At 61.7% G+C, this 16,825-nt stretch carries 16 protein-coding genes; 10 read left to right on the plus strand and 6 right to left on the minus strand.

Annotated features, from left to right (window positions below; genetic code table 11):
• Positions 1 to 19: 19 nt before the first annotated feature.
• Positions 20 to 478 carry a signal peptidase II gene (gene lspA / locus ACFQXB_RS17720; RefSeq protein WP_018001715.1) on the plus strand — a complete coding sequence of 153 codons (459 nt, stop codon included), beginning with the start codon at positions 20 to 22 and terminating at the stop codon, positions 476 to 478.
• Positions 445 to 2,052 (plus strand): apolipoprotein N-acyltransferase, encoded by a 1,608-nt coding sequence (gene lnt, locus ACFQXB_RS17725; RefSeq protein ID WP_377406515.1) that lies wholly within the window; start codon positions 445 to 447, stop codon positions 2,050 to 2,052. The genes lspA and lnt overlap by 34 nt, the downstream gene beginning before the upstream one ends.
• Here lnt and ACFQXB_RS17730 read toward each other — a convergent pair.
• Positions 2,033 to 2,545 (minus strand): L,D-transpeptidase family protein, encoded by a 513-nt coding sequence (locus tag ACFQXB_RS17730; RefSeq protein ID WP_377406517.1) that lies wholly within the window; start codon positions 2,543 to 2,545, stop codon positions 2,033 to 2,035. The two genes, lnt and ACFQXB_RS17730, sit on opposite strands and share 20 nt — an antisense overlap.
• A 63-nt stretch (positions 2,546 to 2,608) precedes the next feature.
• The gene (locus tag ACFQXB_RS17735; RefSeq protein WP_377406519.1) at positions 2,609 to 4,963 is read right to left on the minus strand and encodes a heavy metal translocating P-type ATPase; all 2,355 of its coding nucleotides are present in this window, start codon (positions 4,961 to 4,963) and stop codon (positions 2,609 to 2,611) included.
• Between the two features lie 182 nt (positions 4,964 to 5,145).
• On the opposite strand from ACFQXB_RS17735, the gene ACFQXB_RS17740 reads away from it, so the two are divergent.
• Positions 5,146 to 5,430, plus strand: coding sequence for a hypothetical protein (locus ACFQXB_RS17740; protein ID WP_038068706.1), 285 nt, complete (start codon positions 5,146 to 5,148; stop codon positions 5,428 to 5,430).
• A gap of 25 nt (positions 5,431 to 5,455) precedes the next feature.
• On the opposite strand, the gene ACFQXB_RS17745 is transcribed toward ACFQXB_RS17740, so the two are convergent.
• Positions 5,456 to 6,121 carry a L,D-transpeptidase gene (locus tag ACFQXB_RS17745; RefSeq protein WP_026155629.1) on the minus strand — a complete coding sequence of 222 codons (666 nt, stop codon included), beginning with the start codon at positions 6,119 to 6,121 and terminating at the stop codon, positions 5,456 to 5,458.
• A 531-nt stretch (positions 6,122 to 6,652) separates the two neighbouring features.
• On the minus strand, positions 6,653 to 7,723 hold the full coding sequence (locus ACFQXB_RS17750; RefSeq protein ID WP_038068700.1) for a hypothetical protein: 1,071 nt from the start codon (positions 7,721 to 7,723) through the stop codon (positions 6,653 to 6,655).
• A gap of 226 nt (positions 7,724 to 7,949) precedes the next feature.
• On the opposite strand from ACFQXB_RS17750, the gene ACFQXB_RS17755 reads away from it, so the two are divergent.
• Entirely contained in the window at positions 7,950 to 8,834 is an 885-nt protein-coding gene (locus ACFQXB_RS17755) for a recombinase family protein (protein ID WP_189382665.1), read from the plus strand.
• A 78-nt stretch (positions 8,835 to 8,912) separates the two neighbouring features.
• On the opposite strand, the gene ACFQXB_RS17760 is transcribed toward ACFQXB_RS17755, so the two are convergent.
• The gene (locus ACFQXB_RS17760; protein ID WP_089258968.1) at positions 8,913 to 9,308 is read right to left on the minus strand and encodes a PIN domain-containing protein; all 396 of its coding nucleotides are present in this window, start codon (positions 9,306 to 9,308) and stop codon (positions 8,913 to 8,915) included.
• Positions 9,298 to 9,525 (minus strand): AbrB/MazE/SpoVT family DNA-binding domain-containing protein, encoded by a 228-nt coding sequence (locus ACFQXB_RS17765; RefSeq protein ID WP_189382667.1) that lies wholly within the window; start codon positions 9,523 to 9,525, stop codon positions 9,298 to 9,300. The genes ACFQXB_RS17760 and ACFQXB_RS17765 overlap by 11 nt, the downstream gene beginning before the upstream one ends.
• Before the next feature lie 215 nt (positions 9,526 to 9,740).
• Here ACFQXB_RS17765 and repA point away from each other — a divergent pair, with 215 nt between their 5' ends.
• From repA to ACFQXB_RS17795, 6 genes are all read left to right on the plus strand, one after another.
• Entirely contained in the window at positions 9,741 to 10,925 is a 1,185-nt protein-coding gene (gene repA / locus ACFQXB_RS17770) for a plasmid partitioning protein RepA (RefSeq protein ID WP_189382670.1), read from the plus strand.
• On the plus strand, positions 10,925 to 11,917 hold the full coding sequence (repB, locus tag ACFQXB_RS17775) for a plasmid partitioning protein RepB (RefSeq protein WP_189382673.1): 993 nt from the start codon (positions 10,925 to 10,927) through the stop codon (positions 11,915 to 11,917). Before repA ends, repB begins: the two co-directional genes overlap by 1 nt.
• Before the next feature lie 183 nt (positions 11,918 to 12,100).
• Positions 12,101 to 13,312, plus strand: coding sequence for a plasmid replication protein RepC (gene repC, locus ACFQXB_RS17780; RefSeq protein ID WP_189382674.1), 1,212 nt, complete (start codon positions 12,101 to 12,103; stop codon positions 13,310 to 13,312).
• Between the two features lie 179 nt (positions 13,313 to 13,491).
• Positions 13,492 to 15,663: a ParB/RepB/Spo0J family partition protein gene (locus tag ACFQXB_RS17785; RefSeq protein WP_189382676.1), complete on the plus strand. Its 2,172-nt coding sequence runs from the start codon at positions 13,492 to 13,494 to the stop codon at positions 15,661 to 15,663.
• A 99-nt stretch (positions 15,664 to 15,762) separates the two neighbouring features.
• Positions 15,763 to 16,236, plus strand: coding sequence for a hypothetical protein (locus ACFQXB_RS17790; protein ID WP_377406524.1), 474 nt, complete (start codon positions 15,763 to 15,765; stop codon positions 16,234 to 16,236).
• A 390-nt stretch (positions 16,237 to 16,626) separates the two neighbouring features.
• Positions 16,627 to 16,803, plus strand: coding sequence for a hypothetical protein (locus tag ACFQXB_RS17795; RefSeq protein WP_377406526.1), 177 nt, complete (start codon positions 16,627 to 16,629; stop codon positions 16,801 to 16,803).
• The last annotated feature ends 22 nt before the right edge of the window (positions 16,804 to 16,825 follow it).

A 16,825-nucleotide genomic window follows, 5' to 3' on the forward strand; every position in this document is an offset into this window, starting at 1 on the left:
ACTAAACAAGGTATCTCCGATGATCGGCGTCTTCGCAGCACTTGCTGCGTTCGCGATCGATCAGATCACCAAAGCCATTGTCGTTGCGAATGCCGTCACTTTAAGCGCCGGAATTCCCGTGTTTCCGGGATTCAACCTCGTCTTTTATCGTAATGACGGCGTGACTTTCGGGATGTTGGGCGGCGCGCCGTGGTGGAGCCTCATCGCTTTCGCTCTTGCCATCTGTGTTTGGCTGGGGGTTATGCTGTTTCGCGCCGACAATGCGGTGGAAACGCTTGCCTACGGTGCGATCATTGGCGGAGCCCTGGGCAATGTCATCGATCGTGTGCGGTATCGGGCTGTAACAGACTTTCTCGATTTCTACATTGGCACAACACATTGGCCTGCCTTCAACTTGGCCGATGTATTTGTCGTCAGTGGCGTGGGGCTCTTGCTCGCCGCGCCATGGATCAGCGCGCGGCGTTCGATCAAGTCGTGAAGCCGGAAATTCTGAACCGCATCGCTCTGCGCCACCGTTTGCTTTCGCGGATGACGCTTGGTTTCGCCGCCGGGGCGATGACCGTTCTGACTTTCCCGCCTCTTTCGATTCTCCTGCTCGTTCCCGTTGCCTATTCCGCGTTGTTTGTCGGGCTTCGCGATCTCTCCTTCGGGCGCGCTTTCCTCGTCGGCTGGGCGTTTGGTCTCGGCCAGTTCGGTTTCGGGATTTGGTGGATCGCGGAAAGTTTCTACGTCGAGGCCGAGCGGTTTGGGACGATGGCGATTCCGGCGGTCGCGGGATTGTCCGCAGGTCTCGCGATTTTCCCAGCCATTGCCGCTGCGCTTTTTGCCGAAATCGCGCGGCGCGGAGCCATGGGCAGTCTCTTGGCCTGCCTCCTGTTCGCGACCTCCTGGACCGTGGCCGAGTGGTTGCGTGGTCACGTTCTGACAGGGTTTCCCTGGAACCTGGCCGGTTACGCACTTGTAGACTACGCCGCCCTTCGCCAGACCGCCGCCTGGGTCGGAAGCTATGGGCTAAGCTTTCTCACCGTGTTCGTCGCGGTACTCCCTGGCGCGGCTGCTATGGCGTCCGGGCGGCAACGATTGACCATCTCGCTCATGGCGCTGGCCGGAATCGCGACGATGTGGGCTGTCGGCACGCTGCGCCTCCAGTCGGATGCACAACAGCCACCCGGTGTCGACCTGCGCATCGTCCAGGGCAACATTCCACAAGAGGAGAAATGGGCTCCCGAGAACCGCGAGGCGACCTTCGCGCGCTATCTTGAGCTTTCAACCCGGCCCGGCGATTTCGACGTGCTTCTCTGGCCGGAAACCGCCTTTCCGGGTTTCCTCGATGAGGATACGGAGGCACGGGCCCGCATTGCCGCAGCGCTACCAGACGGCAGAGTGCTGCTTACCGGTGTGCCGGACCGTGTACCGAGCGAGGATGGCACCCGATATTTCAACACGGTCCAGGCATTTGACGAGACCGGCGAGATCCTGACCGGATACGCGAAACACCATCTCGTGCCCTTCGGCGAATATGTGCCATTCCGCGGCTGGTTGCCCATCGAGCGGCTCACGGCGGGTCTGGGCGATTTTACGCCCGGACCGGGCCCGAGAACGCTTGCGCTTCCGGGTGTGCCGCTGGTCGCCGTGGCGATCTGCTATGAGATCATCTTCCCAGGGCATGTGGTCGACGACCTGTTCCGGCCGGACTGGATTTTCAACGCGACAAACGATGCCTGGTTTGGCACCAGCATCGGACCCGAGCAGCATCTGGCTTCCGCACGTATGCGCGCCGTAGAGGAAGGCCTTCCAGTCATCCGAGCCGCGAATACGGGCATCTCTGCGGTCATCGACGCGAGCGGAGAGATCGTTGCGCGGCTCGATACCGGCGAAACGGGCATCATCGACGCTAGCCTGCCCTCCGCGCGACCGCCGACACTCTACGCGAGCTTCGGGGACTGGATGCTGTTGGCGCTCATTTTGGCTTCGTGGAGCTGGGCTCTGACGGCCAATGCGACGGCTCATTACCGCCGCATGAGAAAAACCGTCATGCAAAGATCTGGATAGGTGTTCCGTCCTTCACCATTGCATAGATGTCCTCGATCTGCCGATCTGTGACCGCGATGCAGCCAGCTGTCCAGTCGCGGACGTCCGTTGGGTCGATGCCCGGGCGTGGACCACCATGGATGAAGATGTCGCCGCCGGGGGAAAGGCCCTGCGCTTCGGCAAAGGCGATGTCGGCCTCATTCGGATAAGAGATGCCAACTGAAAGATGATAAGTGCTTTCAGGGTTGCGCTTATCGACTACGTAAGCGCCCTCCGGGGTCCGACCGTCTCCCTCAAATTGCTTGTGACCTTCGGGCGCGAAACCCAGCCCGACCGGATAGGTTTGCAATACCCGGTCGACTCCGTCGAGAACAAGCAAGCGCTGCCCCTTGTAGAGCCGAACACGGGTGACTTCGGGTCCGTCATAGCTGCGGAACTTGCTGGCACACCCGGACAGAAACGCTGCCAGCCCGCCCAACAGGACGGCGCGGCGGGGAAATCGGATGGTTTTCACTGCTCGATGCCTCTTTCGTGAGGTCTGTTATGGACACTACGTTACCTTGCAAATGCTGCGTGATCAATGTCCGTGGGCAAGCGCGGCCTTTGCCATCTGTGGGCCAACCTGCTCACCGCCGGACGGCGGCGCCTTGGCCTCTTGGCTGTTCAGCAGGCGCAGGGCATTGGCCACCACCAGCAATGACACTCCTACGTCGGCTGCAATAGCGCCCCACATCGATGCCAGTCCGAACGCGGTAGCGACAACGAAAACGCCCTTGGTCGCCAAGGAAATACCGATGTTCTGATGAATGATCGACATTGTCCGGCGCGAATGACCGATCAGCCAAGGCACCTTGCCGAGGTCGTCGGTCATCAGGGCAATATCCGCCGTCTCGATTGCCGCGTCCGAACCAACAGCACCCATCGCGATGGCGTAATGCGCACGTGCCATGGCGGGGGCGTCGTTCACCCCGTCGCCGATCATGGCCACCATGTCATGCGTTTCGACCAGTTCTTCGATGGCAGTCACCTTGTCTTCGGGCAGAAGCTCGGCACGGACCTCGTCAATGCCGACCTCGGCTGCAACGGCGCGCGCTGTCCGCTCGTTGTCGCCCGTCAACATGACGATGGTCTTCACGCCCTGCGCGTGGAGCTGTGCCACGATGCCCTTGGCGTCGGGGCGAATACGGTCGCGCAATTCCAGAATGCCGCTCACACCGGATTCATCGCCCACGGCAACAAGGGTGCTGCCGGCCCCTTCGATGCGGTCGCGCAAATCCTTCGGAATGGCGTCGCCGAAACCCTTCTCCTCGGCAAACCGGTCCGACCCTAGCCAGATCGACCGGCCGTCAGTGCGTCCTTCAAGTCCCCTACCGGGAACGGTTCGAGTATCTTCCGCGGCGGACACATTGATGCCGTCGGCTTCTGCCCGCGCGAGAATGGCGCGCGCCAAGGGATGCGAGGAACGTGCCTCCAGCCCAGCGGCGAGGGTCATCAGATCTTGCGCCGATGCTTTGCCCAACGGATGCACCGCCGCCACCTCGGGCTCGCCCATGGTGATCGTGCCGGTCTTGTCCATGGCCAGTGCAGTGGTCTTGCCCGGTGCCTCAACATATGCACCGCCCTTGATCAGCACCCCGGCCCGCGCTGAGGCGGTGAGTGCAGCGACGATGGAGACCGGTGTCGAGATGACCAGAGCGCATGGGCAAGCGATCACCAGCAGCACGAGTGCATTGTAGAACCAATAATCCCAGGCCCCCCCGAAAATGAGCGGCGGCAGCAGGGCAATTGCAATGGCGAGAGCCATGACGATAGGCGTGTAGATGCGGGCGAACTTCGCCACCCACTGCTCCACCGGCGCACGGCGGGCATGGGCGTCGCCGACCATGCGGATAATCTTGGCCAACACGGTGTCCGAGGCGGCCTTCGTGGCGCGCACCGTCAGTGTGCCTTCGCCGTTGATCGTACCGGCATAGACTTCGTCGCCCCGTTCCTTTGGGACCAGCGCACTCTCTCCGGTGATTGGCGCCTGATCGACGGCCCCTGCCCCATCGACAACCTCACCATCCAATGGGATGCGGTCTCCGCCGCGCACGACGAAACGTGCGTTGATAGCAACCGCGGAAGCCGGTACGTCCGCTTCCGAACCGTCATCATAAAGAATTCTTGCCGTCGGCGGCGCCAGGTCCAGCAGAGCTGAAACCGCATTCCTCGCACGCCCGACGCTCCAGCTTTCGAGGTAGAGCGAGAGCGAAAAGAAGAACGCGACTGTCGCCGCCTCGAAAAATTCGCCAAGCCCGATGGCACCGGCCACGGCGACCACCATGAGCAGGTTCATGTCGGGCGACAGCCGCCGAGCGGACGACCATGCCTTGGGTGCCACGAGCCAGACACCGAACAGGATCGCAACCGCGAACAGCCCTGCCTCGACCAGTGGCATCGGCGCTTCGCCGTGACCCGCGAAGAGGCCGAGCGCCCCGCCCATGCCGGTCTCGATGATGTGCCACAGAAATCCCGCGGCCCAGAAGCCTCCACTGAGCGCCGTAAACAGCCGCTGTCTTGCAAGATGGGCCGCCTGGTCGACCGACGCGTTCTCGGCATCCCAAGGCTTGGCGGTCATGCCGGTGCTTGCGACCAGTTCTGCAATTTCGCCGTCCGATAAACTCTTGGCGCTGTCGAGAATAGTCATCCGCCCATTGATCACGTCGAACGCGAGATGCTCGGCCCCGCCGATCTTCGGGCCGACCACCTTGTTCAGGATTGCTACCTCCTCGGCGCAATCGAGGCCGGACACCTGAAAACTGCGCCCGCCCGCTGGCGCGGGGGTCGCCGGAACGATGTCGCCGCACGTTCCGGCGCTCCCGCAGCAGCTGCCGCCGCTTGTCTGGGCATCTTCGGCGTGATCGTGGTCGTGACGATGGGTGTCGGGCGGCATGAATGGACCTCTGGATTCGGGTGCTTTACCATGACATAGCCCCTACAGTAGCTAGAGCTTCAAGAGCAAAATACGGTGGTATTTCAGTTTGTTTTATTGCTAGAGGATGCGGCGACCGGCTCCATCACGCCTTGAGGCATGAAAAGCCGATGCAAAGAAAAACAGACACGAAAGGAAGCTTGATGCGGGTTTTGATGCTGAAGCAAAAAATAATTGTTGCAGTGGCGCTGTCTCTTACGGCCGGGTGCGCAATCCAGCCGACTGGACCGGGCGACTCGGCAGACCGGCGGGGCAAAGTTCCCGAAGCCGTGATTGCAATGGCTGCCCCGGATCAGGATGTTGCAACCGCGCGCTTGGTGCCCGAGGACGGGTGCTACTGGTACAAACACAGCGGCCCCGTAGAAACAACCTTGCTGCCGCTGCGCACGGCGAACGGCAATCGTATCTGCACCCCTCGCGAAACTTAATTGCGTTTGCCGTCCGCTGCTTGGCTTAGCTGCGGGCAGTCACGCTGTCCTCCGCCGAGTAAAGATAGGCGGTAGAGCCGGTCTCGACGTTCGGGTAAAGATCATTGATATGAGCCATGACCATCCGTACGCAGCCCGAACTTGCGCGGCCACCGATACTCCGTGGGCTCGGAGTGCCATGGATGCGCAAAAGGGTATCGCGATCCCCGACGTAGAGATACAGCGCCCTCGATCCAAGCGCGTTTTCCGGTCCCGGTTCCATGCCATCGGCAATGTCAGCATAAAGTTCGGGGTCGCGATTGATCATGCTCTGTGTCGGTTGCCAGTGCGGCCACCTGACCTTGCGCTTGATGGTATAGACACCCGGCTCGTAGAGGTTCCCCCGCGCGATGGCCACGCCGTAGCGCATCGCGGTTCCACCCTCTTCAATGTGGTAAAGATATCGTGCGACCGCGTCGACATGGATATCTCCCGGCACGAGACCGGCCTTCGCGACCACACGTTGCGGTAGGAACCGCGGGTGCAATCCCCATGGGTTGGAAGTCTCGGCAACATAACCCTGAGGCGTCACCTGTGCGTCCCATTCAGCCTTCTGAGCCTCGGTGGGCCAAGTGTCGGCAAAAGCCATACCGGGACCGGTCACCGAAAAAAGCGCCGTTGTTGTCTGAATGAAGTGTCGTCTTGTCAGCATTTCGTACCCTTTCGGTTCTCACCGGCGATTGATGGCAAGAACGGTATGTGTTCTCCTTGAACAGATAGGACTTCTAGTGGCTAGAGGTTCAAGGGCAAATTTTCGTAAGTAGACATGCGATCCTTGCAGTTTCCAGTTTGCTAGGGAGGAGAAAACTGCTCGCACAATACCTGGTCCGAAGTTGCGCAGCGACAATTCGTTAAGTCGCAGATTGTCTGGAAATTTAGGCACAGCGGCTTCGATATCGCGACCATGAGATCGGGAACGTCACGGCACAGGGAACTTGCGCCACTCGCAAATGCTACGATGCCATCTCTGGCTCCGGCTCTCATTCCGTTATTTCGCCCCGTTACAACCTTCACCCACTGGAGCTTCAAGCGATCAATTGTCACAAAAACGTGAGACGAATGGCTAACGAACGCTTTGGGCTGGAAAAGCCTTGTCGCATTCGAACGGAAAGTGGCTTAAACGATCATCTGGGGCGGCACTAAAGCGTGCCAGGTCAAGCCGGTGTCAGCCTCGACAAATGACCTATATTAGGTCAGCTTTCCACATGCGATACCTCCCGTTCCCCGTCACCTCGCGGATCAAACCGCTTGCCTCCATCCATGCGAGATTGCGCTGAACGGCGGCGCGGCTGGCTCCGGTCATGGCCTCAGCCATCGGGGCGGAGACCAAGGGCCATTCCGTGAAAACCTTTCGCAAGGCAACCGGCGTGCGGCCAGATAATTGCGCCATGACGTTTTCTGCCCGCCCGATCCACACTTCAATATCATCAAGTGTTCGCATCGCCGTTAGAATTGCGCTGTTCATCCCATCCAACCAGCGGGCCAAACGCTCGGGTGGCAAGCCCGAAACGCGCAGCCCCCCGGCCCCGGCCATAGCGAGCGGCGCGAAGATGGCACCGCTTCCATCGCTGGTCGCGATCCTAGACGCGGTGACGGCAGCTTCGATCTGGTCGCCGTGGCGTCCGAGGCCCGCCAAGCTCCACAGGTGATACCCCATGCACGCCCGCGTGATCGGGTGGAGACCCTTTGCGGCTGCCATGACGTCCAGCCACCCACCCGCGCGATCCTCGAAACGCTCAGCGCTGTCTTCAATGTTCTCGGGGTCGCGGCGATCCAGAAAAGCGGCCAGGTCAGCCATCGGTCCGGGACCGCCTGTCAAGCGCCGAACAGCCCATCCAACGCGTGCCAAGGCATTTGGGTCATCCTGTGCACCTGACAGCCGCATGGATACCCAGAGCGCCAGACGATCAGTACTCACCCGATCTCCTGCGACCCAGCTGAGGGCCGCTGCCTCGACAAGAGCGAGGCGATGCCGCCAGCCTTCCGGGCCGCGCAGCAGCCGGTCATCCAGAGCTCCCAGGCGTCCAGCCACCTTTGCTAGCCGCGCAGCGTGAACGCCTTCTGCCTTTGCCCAGTCTTCGATGACGGCAGTGTCCGGCGGTTCTGCACGCGGCCCGGGAGGCAAATCATCTGGTTCTTCTTCGAATGGTCCCGGCAGAAACCAGAGATCCTTTTCGTGAGCCTCTGCATCCTCCTCGGTAGTGATGAGGGGGTCGTCGTAACCATCAGTCAAAATAGAGGCTCTCGTATTCATATGTGCAAAATACTTATTTTTTGCACATTACCCAAGTGATTTTGTGGCGGTTGCCTACGCCCTTTATATAGCACGCTCGCGCGACTGCCGGCGGAACCTCTCAGATCGCGCTCAGCGCTAGGGAACCAAGGGTCTTAGGATGAACGCGACGAGAGAGCACCTACTTGCATTCGTTTACAAACGGTCGTTTATTAGCAGTACACGAAACTGCAAACGGCCTGTTTTGATGCCATTGATAGGCTACGCGCGCGTCTCGACCGAGGATCAGACCCCCCTGCCCCAGTCGCAGGCCCTGAAATCCGCAGGCTGCGTCGAGATCCACGAGGAGCAGGCCTCGGGCGGGAACCGCGCGCGGCCCGTGCTGGCGCGGGTGCTGGAGCGGATCGGCAAGGGCGACACGCTGGTGGTGGTGCGCATCGACCGTCTGGCGCGGTCGCTCTCCCACCTCCTCGAGGTGATCGAACGGCTGGAGGCCAAGAACGCCTTCTTCCGATCGCTTACCGATCCGATCGACACGTCCTCCCCGCAGGGTAAGTTCACCCTCCAGGTCCTCGGCGCCGCAGCTGAGTTTGAGCGCGCCCTGATCCGCGAACGCACCAAGGCCGGGCTGGCCAGCGCACGAACCAAAGGCCGGGTTGGCGGCAATCCGGGACTGCGCGCCCGCGATCCCGCGGCGCTGCGCAAGGTGCGGCTGGCGCGGCAGGATGGCTACATGGAACGCCTGAACGAGACGGCGCAGGACTGGGTTCCCCATGTCCGCCGCCTGCGCCCGGACTTGGCCTGGGAAGACGTAGTGCGCATCGTCAACGGCCCCTTGCCCCGCGAGCGCCAATGGACGCAAAGCCGCCTTTTGCGCGCGGTCAACGCCTATGTCCGGGACGGCTTCCTACCGCCCACGGTACTGGACCGCGCCGGCCGCCGCGAAACCGACGACCGCCTGCCCGCCATCGTCGCCGCTATCAAGGGCGCGGACCCCGACATCACGCTTCAGGCGATCTGCACCCGGCTGGAAGCGATGCGCGAGCGCACGCCCCGTGGGCGGACAAGCTGGCAGCCGTCATCCGTGAAGATGCTGCTGGAGCGGGCGGAGAGGCTGGGGCTGCTTGAGTAGTCGAGCTACCTTGCAAATCCTCCAAGACATGGAGGGATTACAAGGCTGTGGTCAGTTTCAGGCTCAGAAGCTGTCCGCTCATGCAAAGGGGTTGACGATGCGAAGCTGCCCTTCGACTAGCAGGCCATCTTGCATGTCCTCGCTCCACAGCGTGGTGCAGCCCGCAACCAGAGCGCTTGCCACGATCATCGCGTCGTAGATCGAGAAACCGTAACGTTCCGCCAAGGCGCGGCCAACGTCATGGGTTTGGAGGGTCAGGTCTTCGACGGGGCACAAGGCGCGCACGCCTTCGAGAAACGTCCCTGCCTCCTCCCAACTGAGGCCGGCTTTGCGGCGGCAGTTTACCAGCGTCTCGTTCAGCACCTGAACGCTGATCCGGGGCCCCTGCCCCAGGATGAGCTCGGCGCGATCGGCCTTCGGGCCGTCGTCGAGCAGGTACAGAACGACATTCGTGTCCGCGAATTCAGCGCTCATGCGCGTCTTCGCGGCTCAGGCGTTCCGCAGCGGGCAGCTTGCCCCGGAAGCGGCGCAGACCCGTCAGCACCTCATCCGCGCGCGCCAGACGACGGACCCTGACCTGGCCGTTGTCCTTGACCAGATCGATCTGATCGCCTTCCTTGAGGCCAAGTTCCCGAACAAGCTCCGCGGGCAGACGGACGGCGAGAGAGTTGCCCCATTTTGCGACCTGCATCGTGGCCTCCTGCGCGGATATACGGTCAGCAATGTATATCATGTTGGTTGCATGGGCAAGCCTGTCCACGAGCCCGGGCTACTCTTGTGCATCATGCAGCGCCTGCCACCAGATTTAGAAAGAGCTTGCACGAATCTGAGTCCTCCGGCAATAGTCACGGAAAAGGGCGACTAAACGCCAAAATCCGTGAACACGCCACGGGCGCGCGAGGGCAGATGGGCAGAGCCGATACACAGGAAGACCTGAACGCTGTGATCCGTCAGCATTCTGAGGTGCTGGCGGCGCAACTGCATTCGCAGCGTGAGAGCCTGTTCCCGCCCGACGCTTCTAAGACTATGCGCAAGTTCACCTCAGGTGAAGCTGCTGCTCTGCTGGGCGTCAACGACTCATACCTCAGAAAGCTTCACCTTGATGGCAAGGGGCCGTCGCCCGAAGTTTCATCGGGGAACAGGAGGCACTACTCGGCCGAAGATATTCATAACTTACGGATACTGCTGGAGAAAACGGCTCGCAAGCCGGGAGATTACCTGCCTGGTCGTCGTGCTGGAGACCATCTTCAGATTATCGGCGTCATGAACTTCAAAGGTGGAAGCGGCAAGACAACCTCCTCGGCGCATCTTGCTCAAAGGTTGGCCCTCAAGGGGTACCGTGTCTTGGCGATCGACCTTGATCCGCAGGCCTCGCTCACGGCCTTGCACGGGGTTCAGCCGGAATTTGACCTGCTTGACGGCGGCACGCTCTACGATGCGATCCGCTACGAAGATCCTGTTCCGATCGCCCAGGTCATCCGCAAGACCTACATCCCAAACCTGGATCTGATTCCCGGAAACCTCGAACTCATGGAGTTCGAGCACGAAACGCCACGGGCACTGTCTCGCGGCAACGCGGGCTTGTTCTTCTTCCGTGTGAAGGAAGCGCTGGCGCAGGTTGATGATCGGTACGATGTCGTCGTTATCGACTGTCCTCCGCAGCTCGGGTTCTTGACCATGTCGGCGCTGTCTGCCGCGACGGGCGTTCTGGTGACGATCCATCCTGAAATGCTCGACGTGATGTCGATGAGCCAGTTCCTCAGGATGACGGCAGACCTCATGGATGTCATCGCCGATAGCGGAGCCGATATGTCGCATGACTGGATGCGCTATCTGTTGACCCGCTACGAGCCGACGGATGCGCCACAGAACCGTATCGTCGCCTTCCTGCGCACAATGTATGGCGACAAGGTCCTGAACGCTCCGATGCTCAAGTCGACGGCCATCTCGGATGCCGGCCTGACCAAGCAGACCCTGTACGAGGTCGAACGGAGTGCCTTCACCCGCACGACCTATGACCGGGCCATCGAAAGCCTGAATGCCGTCAATGATGAGATTGCCCAACTCATCCAGAAAACCTGGGGGCGCTGATGACTGACAGCAAGAAGAAGCGCATGTCCATGCTCGACAGTTTGGCAGCAGCGGGGACGCCCCCTGCCCCGGGCAGCATGATGTCAAGCAATCGGGCCCTGCGCTCCGCGCGTGATGCCGTGGATGCCCATCATGTCTGGGAACTCGACCCGGTTGAGATCGAGGACGAGAGGTATTCGGATCGCCTCGACCCCAAGGACGTGGATGATCTGCGTGCGTCGATCGAGCAGAACGGCCAGACCGTCCCCATTCTCGTAAGGCGCCACCCGACCGAGACCAATCGCTATCTTCTCGTCTATGGACGCCGCCGTCTTGAGGCCATTCGTGCCTCCGACAAGGTTAAGAAGGTTCGAGCGCTTATCGCGAACCTGGACGACACGGCCGCGCTGCGTGCCCAGGTTTCCGAAAACACTGGAAGGCGCGATCTGAGCTACATCGAACGCGCCCTCTTCGCGCAGGAGCTGCTCGCCAGCGGCTTTGGTTCGCAGGCTCAGATTGCCGAAGTGCTGAATGTGACCCGTTCTGCTGTGTCGATGTCGATCTCGGTTGCCAAGTCGATCGGGACCGCCTTGGCCCGTGCGATTGGACCGGCTCATGGAATCGGGCGCCCCAGATGGGAATCGTTGGCGAAGGAACTCTCGAATGCCGGCATGGCCATGGATGAGCTTTGCCGTGTTGCAAGTGATGCCCGTGGCAAAGCGGCTGCAGTCGAACAGGCCGAAGAGGAGCCCCAGCTTGATCCTTCGGTCGCGGCATTTGAAGCCGTTGTCCGCCATGTGAAGAAGACCACCGGTCCTTCTCTAGGCACGAAGCCGAGACCCAAAGCGACGCCTCTTTTGATCGATGGCGCGCCTGCGGGCGCCATAAAGCGGTCGGCTCGGGCGGTCAGGCTGGACCTTACGGATGTGGACGATGAATTTGCGCAGTGGCTCGACGCCCGTGCGCAGGACGTCCTCGACGAGCTTCATGATCGCTGGAGACGCGAGACATGAGGAGAGGCAGAGCAGCAACAAAAAGGAGGCACGGTACAGGCTAAAGAAAAGGTCCCGCAAAGCTTGCGCTCCACGAGACCCCAACTTTGATCTTAGCACCTTCAAGGTAGTGGGCCAGCGCGCAAACCGCAAGTCATATGTGATTCGCGGAACCGTCTTTCTATGCCTTCGTGAACTGAAATCATGGAGTACACACCGATTTCGCCGTTTATGCGGCCGATCTCGCATGCGCATCTGCGCGTCGTCGAGCGGCCTGAGGCTTCTGTTCCAGGGAGACCCGTCAACAAGTGGGAACTCCTTCGCGAGTTGTCCAAGGCACAGGCCGCCTTTGGGGTTACGGAGCGCGATCTGACCGTTCTGCAGGGGCTTCTCAGCTTCTTTCCGGATGATGCACTTGGCGGGAATACCGAGATGGTCGTCTTCCCGTCGAACAAGGCAATCTGCGAGCGGCTGAACGGCATGCCCTGCTCCACGATGCGCAGGCACATTGCCCGTCTGGTGGATGCTGGCTTGCTCATGCGCCGCGATAGTCCCAACGGCAAGAGGTATGCTCGCAAGCGCGGCGAAGAGCGTGTGGCTTTTGGCTTCGACCTCTCGCCACTCTACTGCCAATCCGAAGAGGTTGCACGGGCCGCAGAGGCTGTGCGTGAGGCCGAGGACCGTGTCCGGAGACTGCGGGAGGTCGTGAGCCTCATGCGGCGCGATCTTGCTGCCCTGGCGGAGTTCGGAGAAGAGGTCCAGCCAGGCCTCGGCCTCTGGGATCAGTTTCGCGACAAGGCTGTTCTCACAGCGCGCGCCCTTCGCCGCAAGCTCACGCTCGAGGAGCTCTCAGCATTTCGCGCCGACCTTGAAGCCCTTCTCGACCACGCACGCAACGTTATTGATGGTCCTGAAACAGAAAAAATGAACACCAATGGTGCCAATATTGAGCGCCACTATCATAATTCAAACGAAGAATCTATAGATCTTGAACCTGCCTTGGAAAAAGGCGGGGCGGCGGTCGGCGCGCCAGATGTTGAAACGGATGCGCCTGGTGCTGACGTGGAAGAAGCGGACACAAGACGCGTACCAAAGATCCCGCTCCATCTGGTGATCGCGGGCTGCCCGTCGCTCAAAACTTTCTACCAGGGCGATATCCGCCACTGGCATCAGCTTTTCGACGCGGCTTGCCATGTGCGGCCGGCCATGGGGATCAGTGCTTCCGCTTGGGAAGAGGCGCAACGGTTCATGGGCCCCGAGCAGGCATCGATCGTTGTTGTCGCCATGCTGGAACGCTTCGCCGACATCCGATCGCCCGGTGGCTATCTCCGTGCGCTGACATCGAAGGCGGCGGCGGGCGAGTTCTCCTGCGGGCCGATGGTCATGGCACTGATGTCCCGGCGAAGCGCGGCGTGATGTTCACAGCTGTGAACATTCTCCCCGTCGGCGCCCCAATCGATGAAGTTCACAGCTGTGAACTCTCTGCGTCGTCTGATGAGCAACCAGCAGATAGAGGGAAAGGTTGGGGGGTTTGAGGGCTGACGGGAAGTGAGATCGGGAGAGTGGCTTCCGACGCCCGTCGTGGAGAAGATCTGATGGCGAAAGCAGCCCAGAACGTCATCCTGTCCCCGTCGCGGGACATCCCCTTCGACAAGCTCGTCCTGAGCCAGTCCAATGTCCGGCGCATCAAGGCGGGCGTCTCAGTCGAGGAGCTAGCCGAGGACATCGCGCGTCGCGGCCTGCTGCAGGGCTTGAACGTCCGGCCCGTGCTTGATGCCGACGGGGTCGAAACCGGCACGTTCGAGATCCCGGCCGGCGGCCGCCGCTTCCAGGCGCTATCGCTCCTAGTGAAGCAGAAGCGTTTGGCCAAGACCGCGCCGATCCCCTGCATCGTGCGGGATGCCGCCTTCGAGATTTTGGCCGAGGACGACTCGCTGGCCGAGAACATGCAGCGTGTGGCTTTGCATCCGCTGGACCAGTTCCGTGCGTTCCAGGCCCTGCGCGAAAAGGGTCAGGGCGAGGCAGCGATCGCGGCGGCCTTCTTCGTCACGCCGCAGATCGTGAAGCAGCGCCTGAAGCTCGCCTCCGTGGCCCCTGCCCTCCTAGAGGTCTATGCCGAGGATGGCATGACGCTCGAGCAGCTGATGGCTTTCACCGTGAACACGGATCATGCGCGTCAGGGGCAGGTCTGGGATGCGGTGAAGAACTCGTGGAATAAGGAGCCCTACGCCATCCGGCGCATGCTGACCGAGACATCGGTCCGGGCGTCTGATCGTCGCGCGGTCTTCGTCGGTGTCGATGCCTATGAGGCGGCAGGCGGTGTCGTGTTGCGAGATCTCTTCCAGGGCGATGACGGTGGCTGGCTCGAGGACCCTGCCCTGCTTGACCGGCTGGTCACCAAGAAGCTCGAGACCGAAGCCGAGGCGCTGGCCTCCGAGGGTTGGAAGTGGATCGAGGTCGCGACCGACCTGCCCTATGGCTACAGCCACGGTCTGCGGGGTCTTGCCGGTGATCCCGCGCCGATGACCGACGAGGAAAGCGCAGCCCGCGCGACGCTCCTCGCTGAGTATCGGGCGCTGGTGGAGGAATACTCCGGCCAAGACGAATACCCCGAGGAGATCGGCGCTCGGCTTGGGGTACTCGAGATGTCGATGGAAGCGCTCGAACAGCGCCCTCTGATCTATGACCCGGCCGAGATCGAGCGCGCGGGCGTGTTCGTGACGCTTGATCGGGACGGCAGTCTCGCGATCTATCGCGGCTATGTCCGGCCCGAAGACGAACCGCGCGAGGAGACCGCGGTCCACGATGGAGATGACGCTGATGCCATTGGGCAGGGGGGTGACGTCGGTCTTTCCAGCTGGAAACCGTCGGCGACCTCTGCCGGGGGTACCGTCATCACTTCGGGTGGTCAGCCGATCGGTACGGACTCGTCCGAGGATGAGGAGGACGGCGCGCTGAAGCCGCTGCCCGAGCGGCTGGTCATGGAACTGACGGCCCATCGGACCCTTGCGCTGCGCGAGGCTATCGGGCGGTCGCCGGACGTTGCGCTGACGCTCCTGCTCCTGAAGCTGGTCACGGACACCTTCCGCACCTCCTCAGCCTCCGGCAGCTGCCTCGAAGCCTCGGTCCGCCACGTCTACATGTCGGCTCAAGCGCCCGATCTGAAGGACAGCGTCGTGGCCAAGCTCGTCGACGAACGGCACGCCGCCTGGGAGGCTGAGCTGCCTCTCGGCGACGATGACGCGCTCTGGGATTATCTGTCCGTTCTCGACCAGGGCAGCCGTTTGGCGCTGCTGGCACATTGCCTCAGCTTTGGCATCAACGCGCTCCATGAGAAAGTGAACCCTTACGGTGCGGGCATCTCGGCCACCGGACTGACCCGCCGCATGGCGCATGCCGATCTCGTGGCGCGGGCGGTCGATCTCGACATGGTCGAGGCGGGATGGGAGCCGACGGTCGATGGCTATCTCAACCGTGTGCCGAAGACCCGGATCCTCGAGGCCGTGCGTGAGGCGAAGGGGGAGGGGAATGCGCAGCTTCTCGATCACCTCAAGAAGGGCGAGATGGCAACGGAGGCCGAGCGGCTTCTCAAGGGCAGCGGCTGGCTGCCCGAGGTCCTGCGCCGGGCCGATCTCGTTGCACGCGACGGTGAGGCGATCGCAGAGGGGCAGGGGGAGGACGCGGGCCAGCCCGACGACATCGATCTCCCCGCCTTCCTGATGGCTGATCTGCCGGACAGCAATGCGTCGATGCTGGCGGCAGAGTGAACTGAGCGATCCGGGGGCGGGGAAACCCGCCCTCAGACCCATAAAATACTGCAATATCAATATGATGAACGCGAACACTCGCATTCTGGATGAGGAATCATGTCTGCAACAACCATCATCGACACAGCCCCCCTCGGGGCGCTGATCCGCTATACCGACGGCAGTCCCAAGCCGCCGGCACGGTTCACCAAGAAGCTCGCGGCCTGGGAGCGGTCGAACGGCGTCGGCCGTCTCGTGAAGAAGGAACCGCCCCGGGTCTATCCGACCTGGACGGCACCGGCCTCCTTCACGCTGCATGAAGGCAACTTCTCCTCCGACGGGGTCATTCTCGTCACCATCATGCGCAGTCATTCGGCGGACAGTCGTCTGATCTTCGAGGTGGCCGAGGAACCGAAGTCGGAGCAGGTCCGCGTGCTCCTCGACTTCGGCGGCAACACCGAGTTGCTGCATCTGGCGGAGTCCCTCACCGCTGCCGAGCTCTGGATTGCACGGGAGGGCTATCGCAACGCGCGGCTGGAAATCGTCGGTTATGAAGACGGCGATAGGGCAGGGGGCGCGGATCTGGCCGCCTGAGCCCTGACAATGCGTGAGGGGCCTGCCGAAGGGCGGACCTCTCACCGACCACTCCCTCTGCCCGCGATATTGCGCGGGCGCCAAGGCTCCATCCTTCGGGACGGATGATCGTCAACCAAGAGCCTGCCTAGGAGGCTGGCGGCTTTCGAAGCATCAGCGGGACAACCGGCTCCTGACGTTGGGGGACCATCCCCCGCTCGCCATTCCCTTCCTTGCCCCGAATCCCGTCTTCGAGATCAACCCGCAAAGGGGTCGGACTACGGGCAAGCCCGTGCCGCCGGGAGGATTCGGGCGAGCCGAACGCACCCGGTGATGTCAGCCAGTCTTCGGGCCTGCGGGGTCCTGTCACGCGGGGGATGGTCCCCCGCCTCCCAGACAGGAGCCAAACAGATGTCCCGCAAAGATGCTCACGCCTTCGCCGCCTCCCTCGCCGCCACGCTCATGGTCTCGATCGTCGTTTTCCGGGCAGGAGATGGAACCTTCGGCGCTGTTCCCGCCGATGAAATCGACGGCGACGAGGTCGTGATCGTCTCGGAGTATGACCCGTTCCAGAATATGGCCCGCTGAGGGCCATGACGCCTGCAAGCCC

Source organism: Halodurantibacterium daqingense, from assembly GCF_042666235.1.
Classification (GTDB): Bacteria; Pseudomonadota; Alphaproteobacteria; order Rhodobacterales; family Rhodobacteraceae; genus Halodurantibacterium; species Halodurantibacterium daqingensis.

Bases quoted from the DNA above. Each gene is read 5' to 3' on its own strand.
- lspA (WP_018001715.1), top strand. From the start codon at position 20: ATGATCGGCGTCTTCGCAGCACTTGCTGCGTTCGCGATCGATCAGATC.
- lnt (WP_377406515.1), top strand. From the start codon at position 445: ATGGATCAGCGCGCGGCGTTCGATCAAGTCGTGAAGCCGGAAATTCTG.
- ACFQXB_RS17735 (WP_377406519.1), bottom strand. From the start codon at position 4,963: ATGCCGCCCGACACCCATCGTCACGACCACGATCACGCCGAAGATGCC.
- ACFQXB_RS17740 (WP_038068706.1), top strand. From the start codon at position 5,146: ATGCGGGTTTTGATGCTGAAGCAAAAAATAATTGTTGCAGTGGCGCTG.
- ACFQXB_RS17745 (WP_026155629.1), bottom strand. From the start codon at position 6,121: ATGCTGACAAGACGACACTTCATTCAGACAACAACGGCGCTTTTTTCG.
- ACFQXB_RS17750 (WP_038068700.1), bottom strand. From the start codon at position 7,723: ATGAATACGAGAGCCTCTATTTTGACTGATGGTTACGACGACCCCCTC.
- ACFQXB_RS17755 (WP_189382665.1), top strand. From the start codon at position 7,950: ATGCCATTGATAGGCTACGCGCGCGTCTCGACCGAGGATCAGACCCCC.
- ACFQXB_RS17760 (WP_089258968.1), bottom strand. From the start codon at position 9,308: ATGAGCGCTGAATTCGCGGACACGAATGTCGTTCTGTACCTGCTCGAC.
- ACFQXB_RS17765 (WP_189382667.1), bottom strand. From the start codon at position 9,525: ATGCAGGTCGCAAAATGGGGCAACTCTCTCGCCGTCCGTCTGCCCGCG.
- repA (WP_189382670.1), top strand. From the start codon at position 9,741: ATGGGCAGAGCCGATACACAGGAAGACCTGAACGCTGTGATCCGTCAG.
- repB (WP_189382673.1), top strand. From the start codon at position 10,925: ATGACTGACAGCAAGAAGAAGCGCATGTCCATGCTCGACAGTTTGGCA.
- repC (WP_189382674.1), top strand. From the start codon at position 12,101: ATGGAGTACACACCGATTTCGCCGTTTATGCGGCCGATCTCGCATGCG.
- ACFQXB_RS17785 (WP_189382676.1), top strand. From the start codon at position 13,492: ATGGCGAAAGCAGCCCAGAACGTCATCCTGTCCCCGTCGCGGGACATC.
- ACFQXB_RS17790 (WP_377406524.1), top strand. From the start codon at position 15,763: ATGTCTGCAACAACCATCATCGACACAGCCCCCCTCGGGGCGCTGATC.
- ACFQXB_RS17795 (WP_377406526.1), top strand. From the start codon at position 16,627: ATGTCCCGCAAAGATGCTCACGCCTTCGCCGCCTCCCTCGCCGCCACG.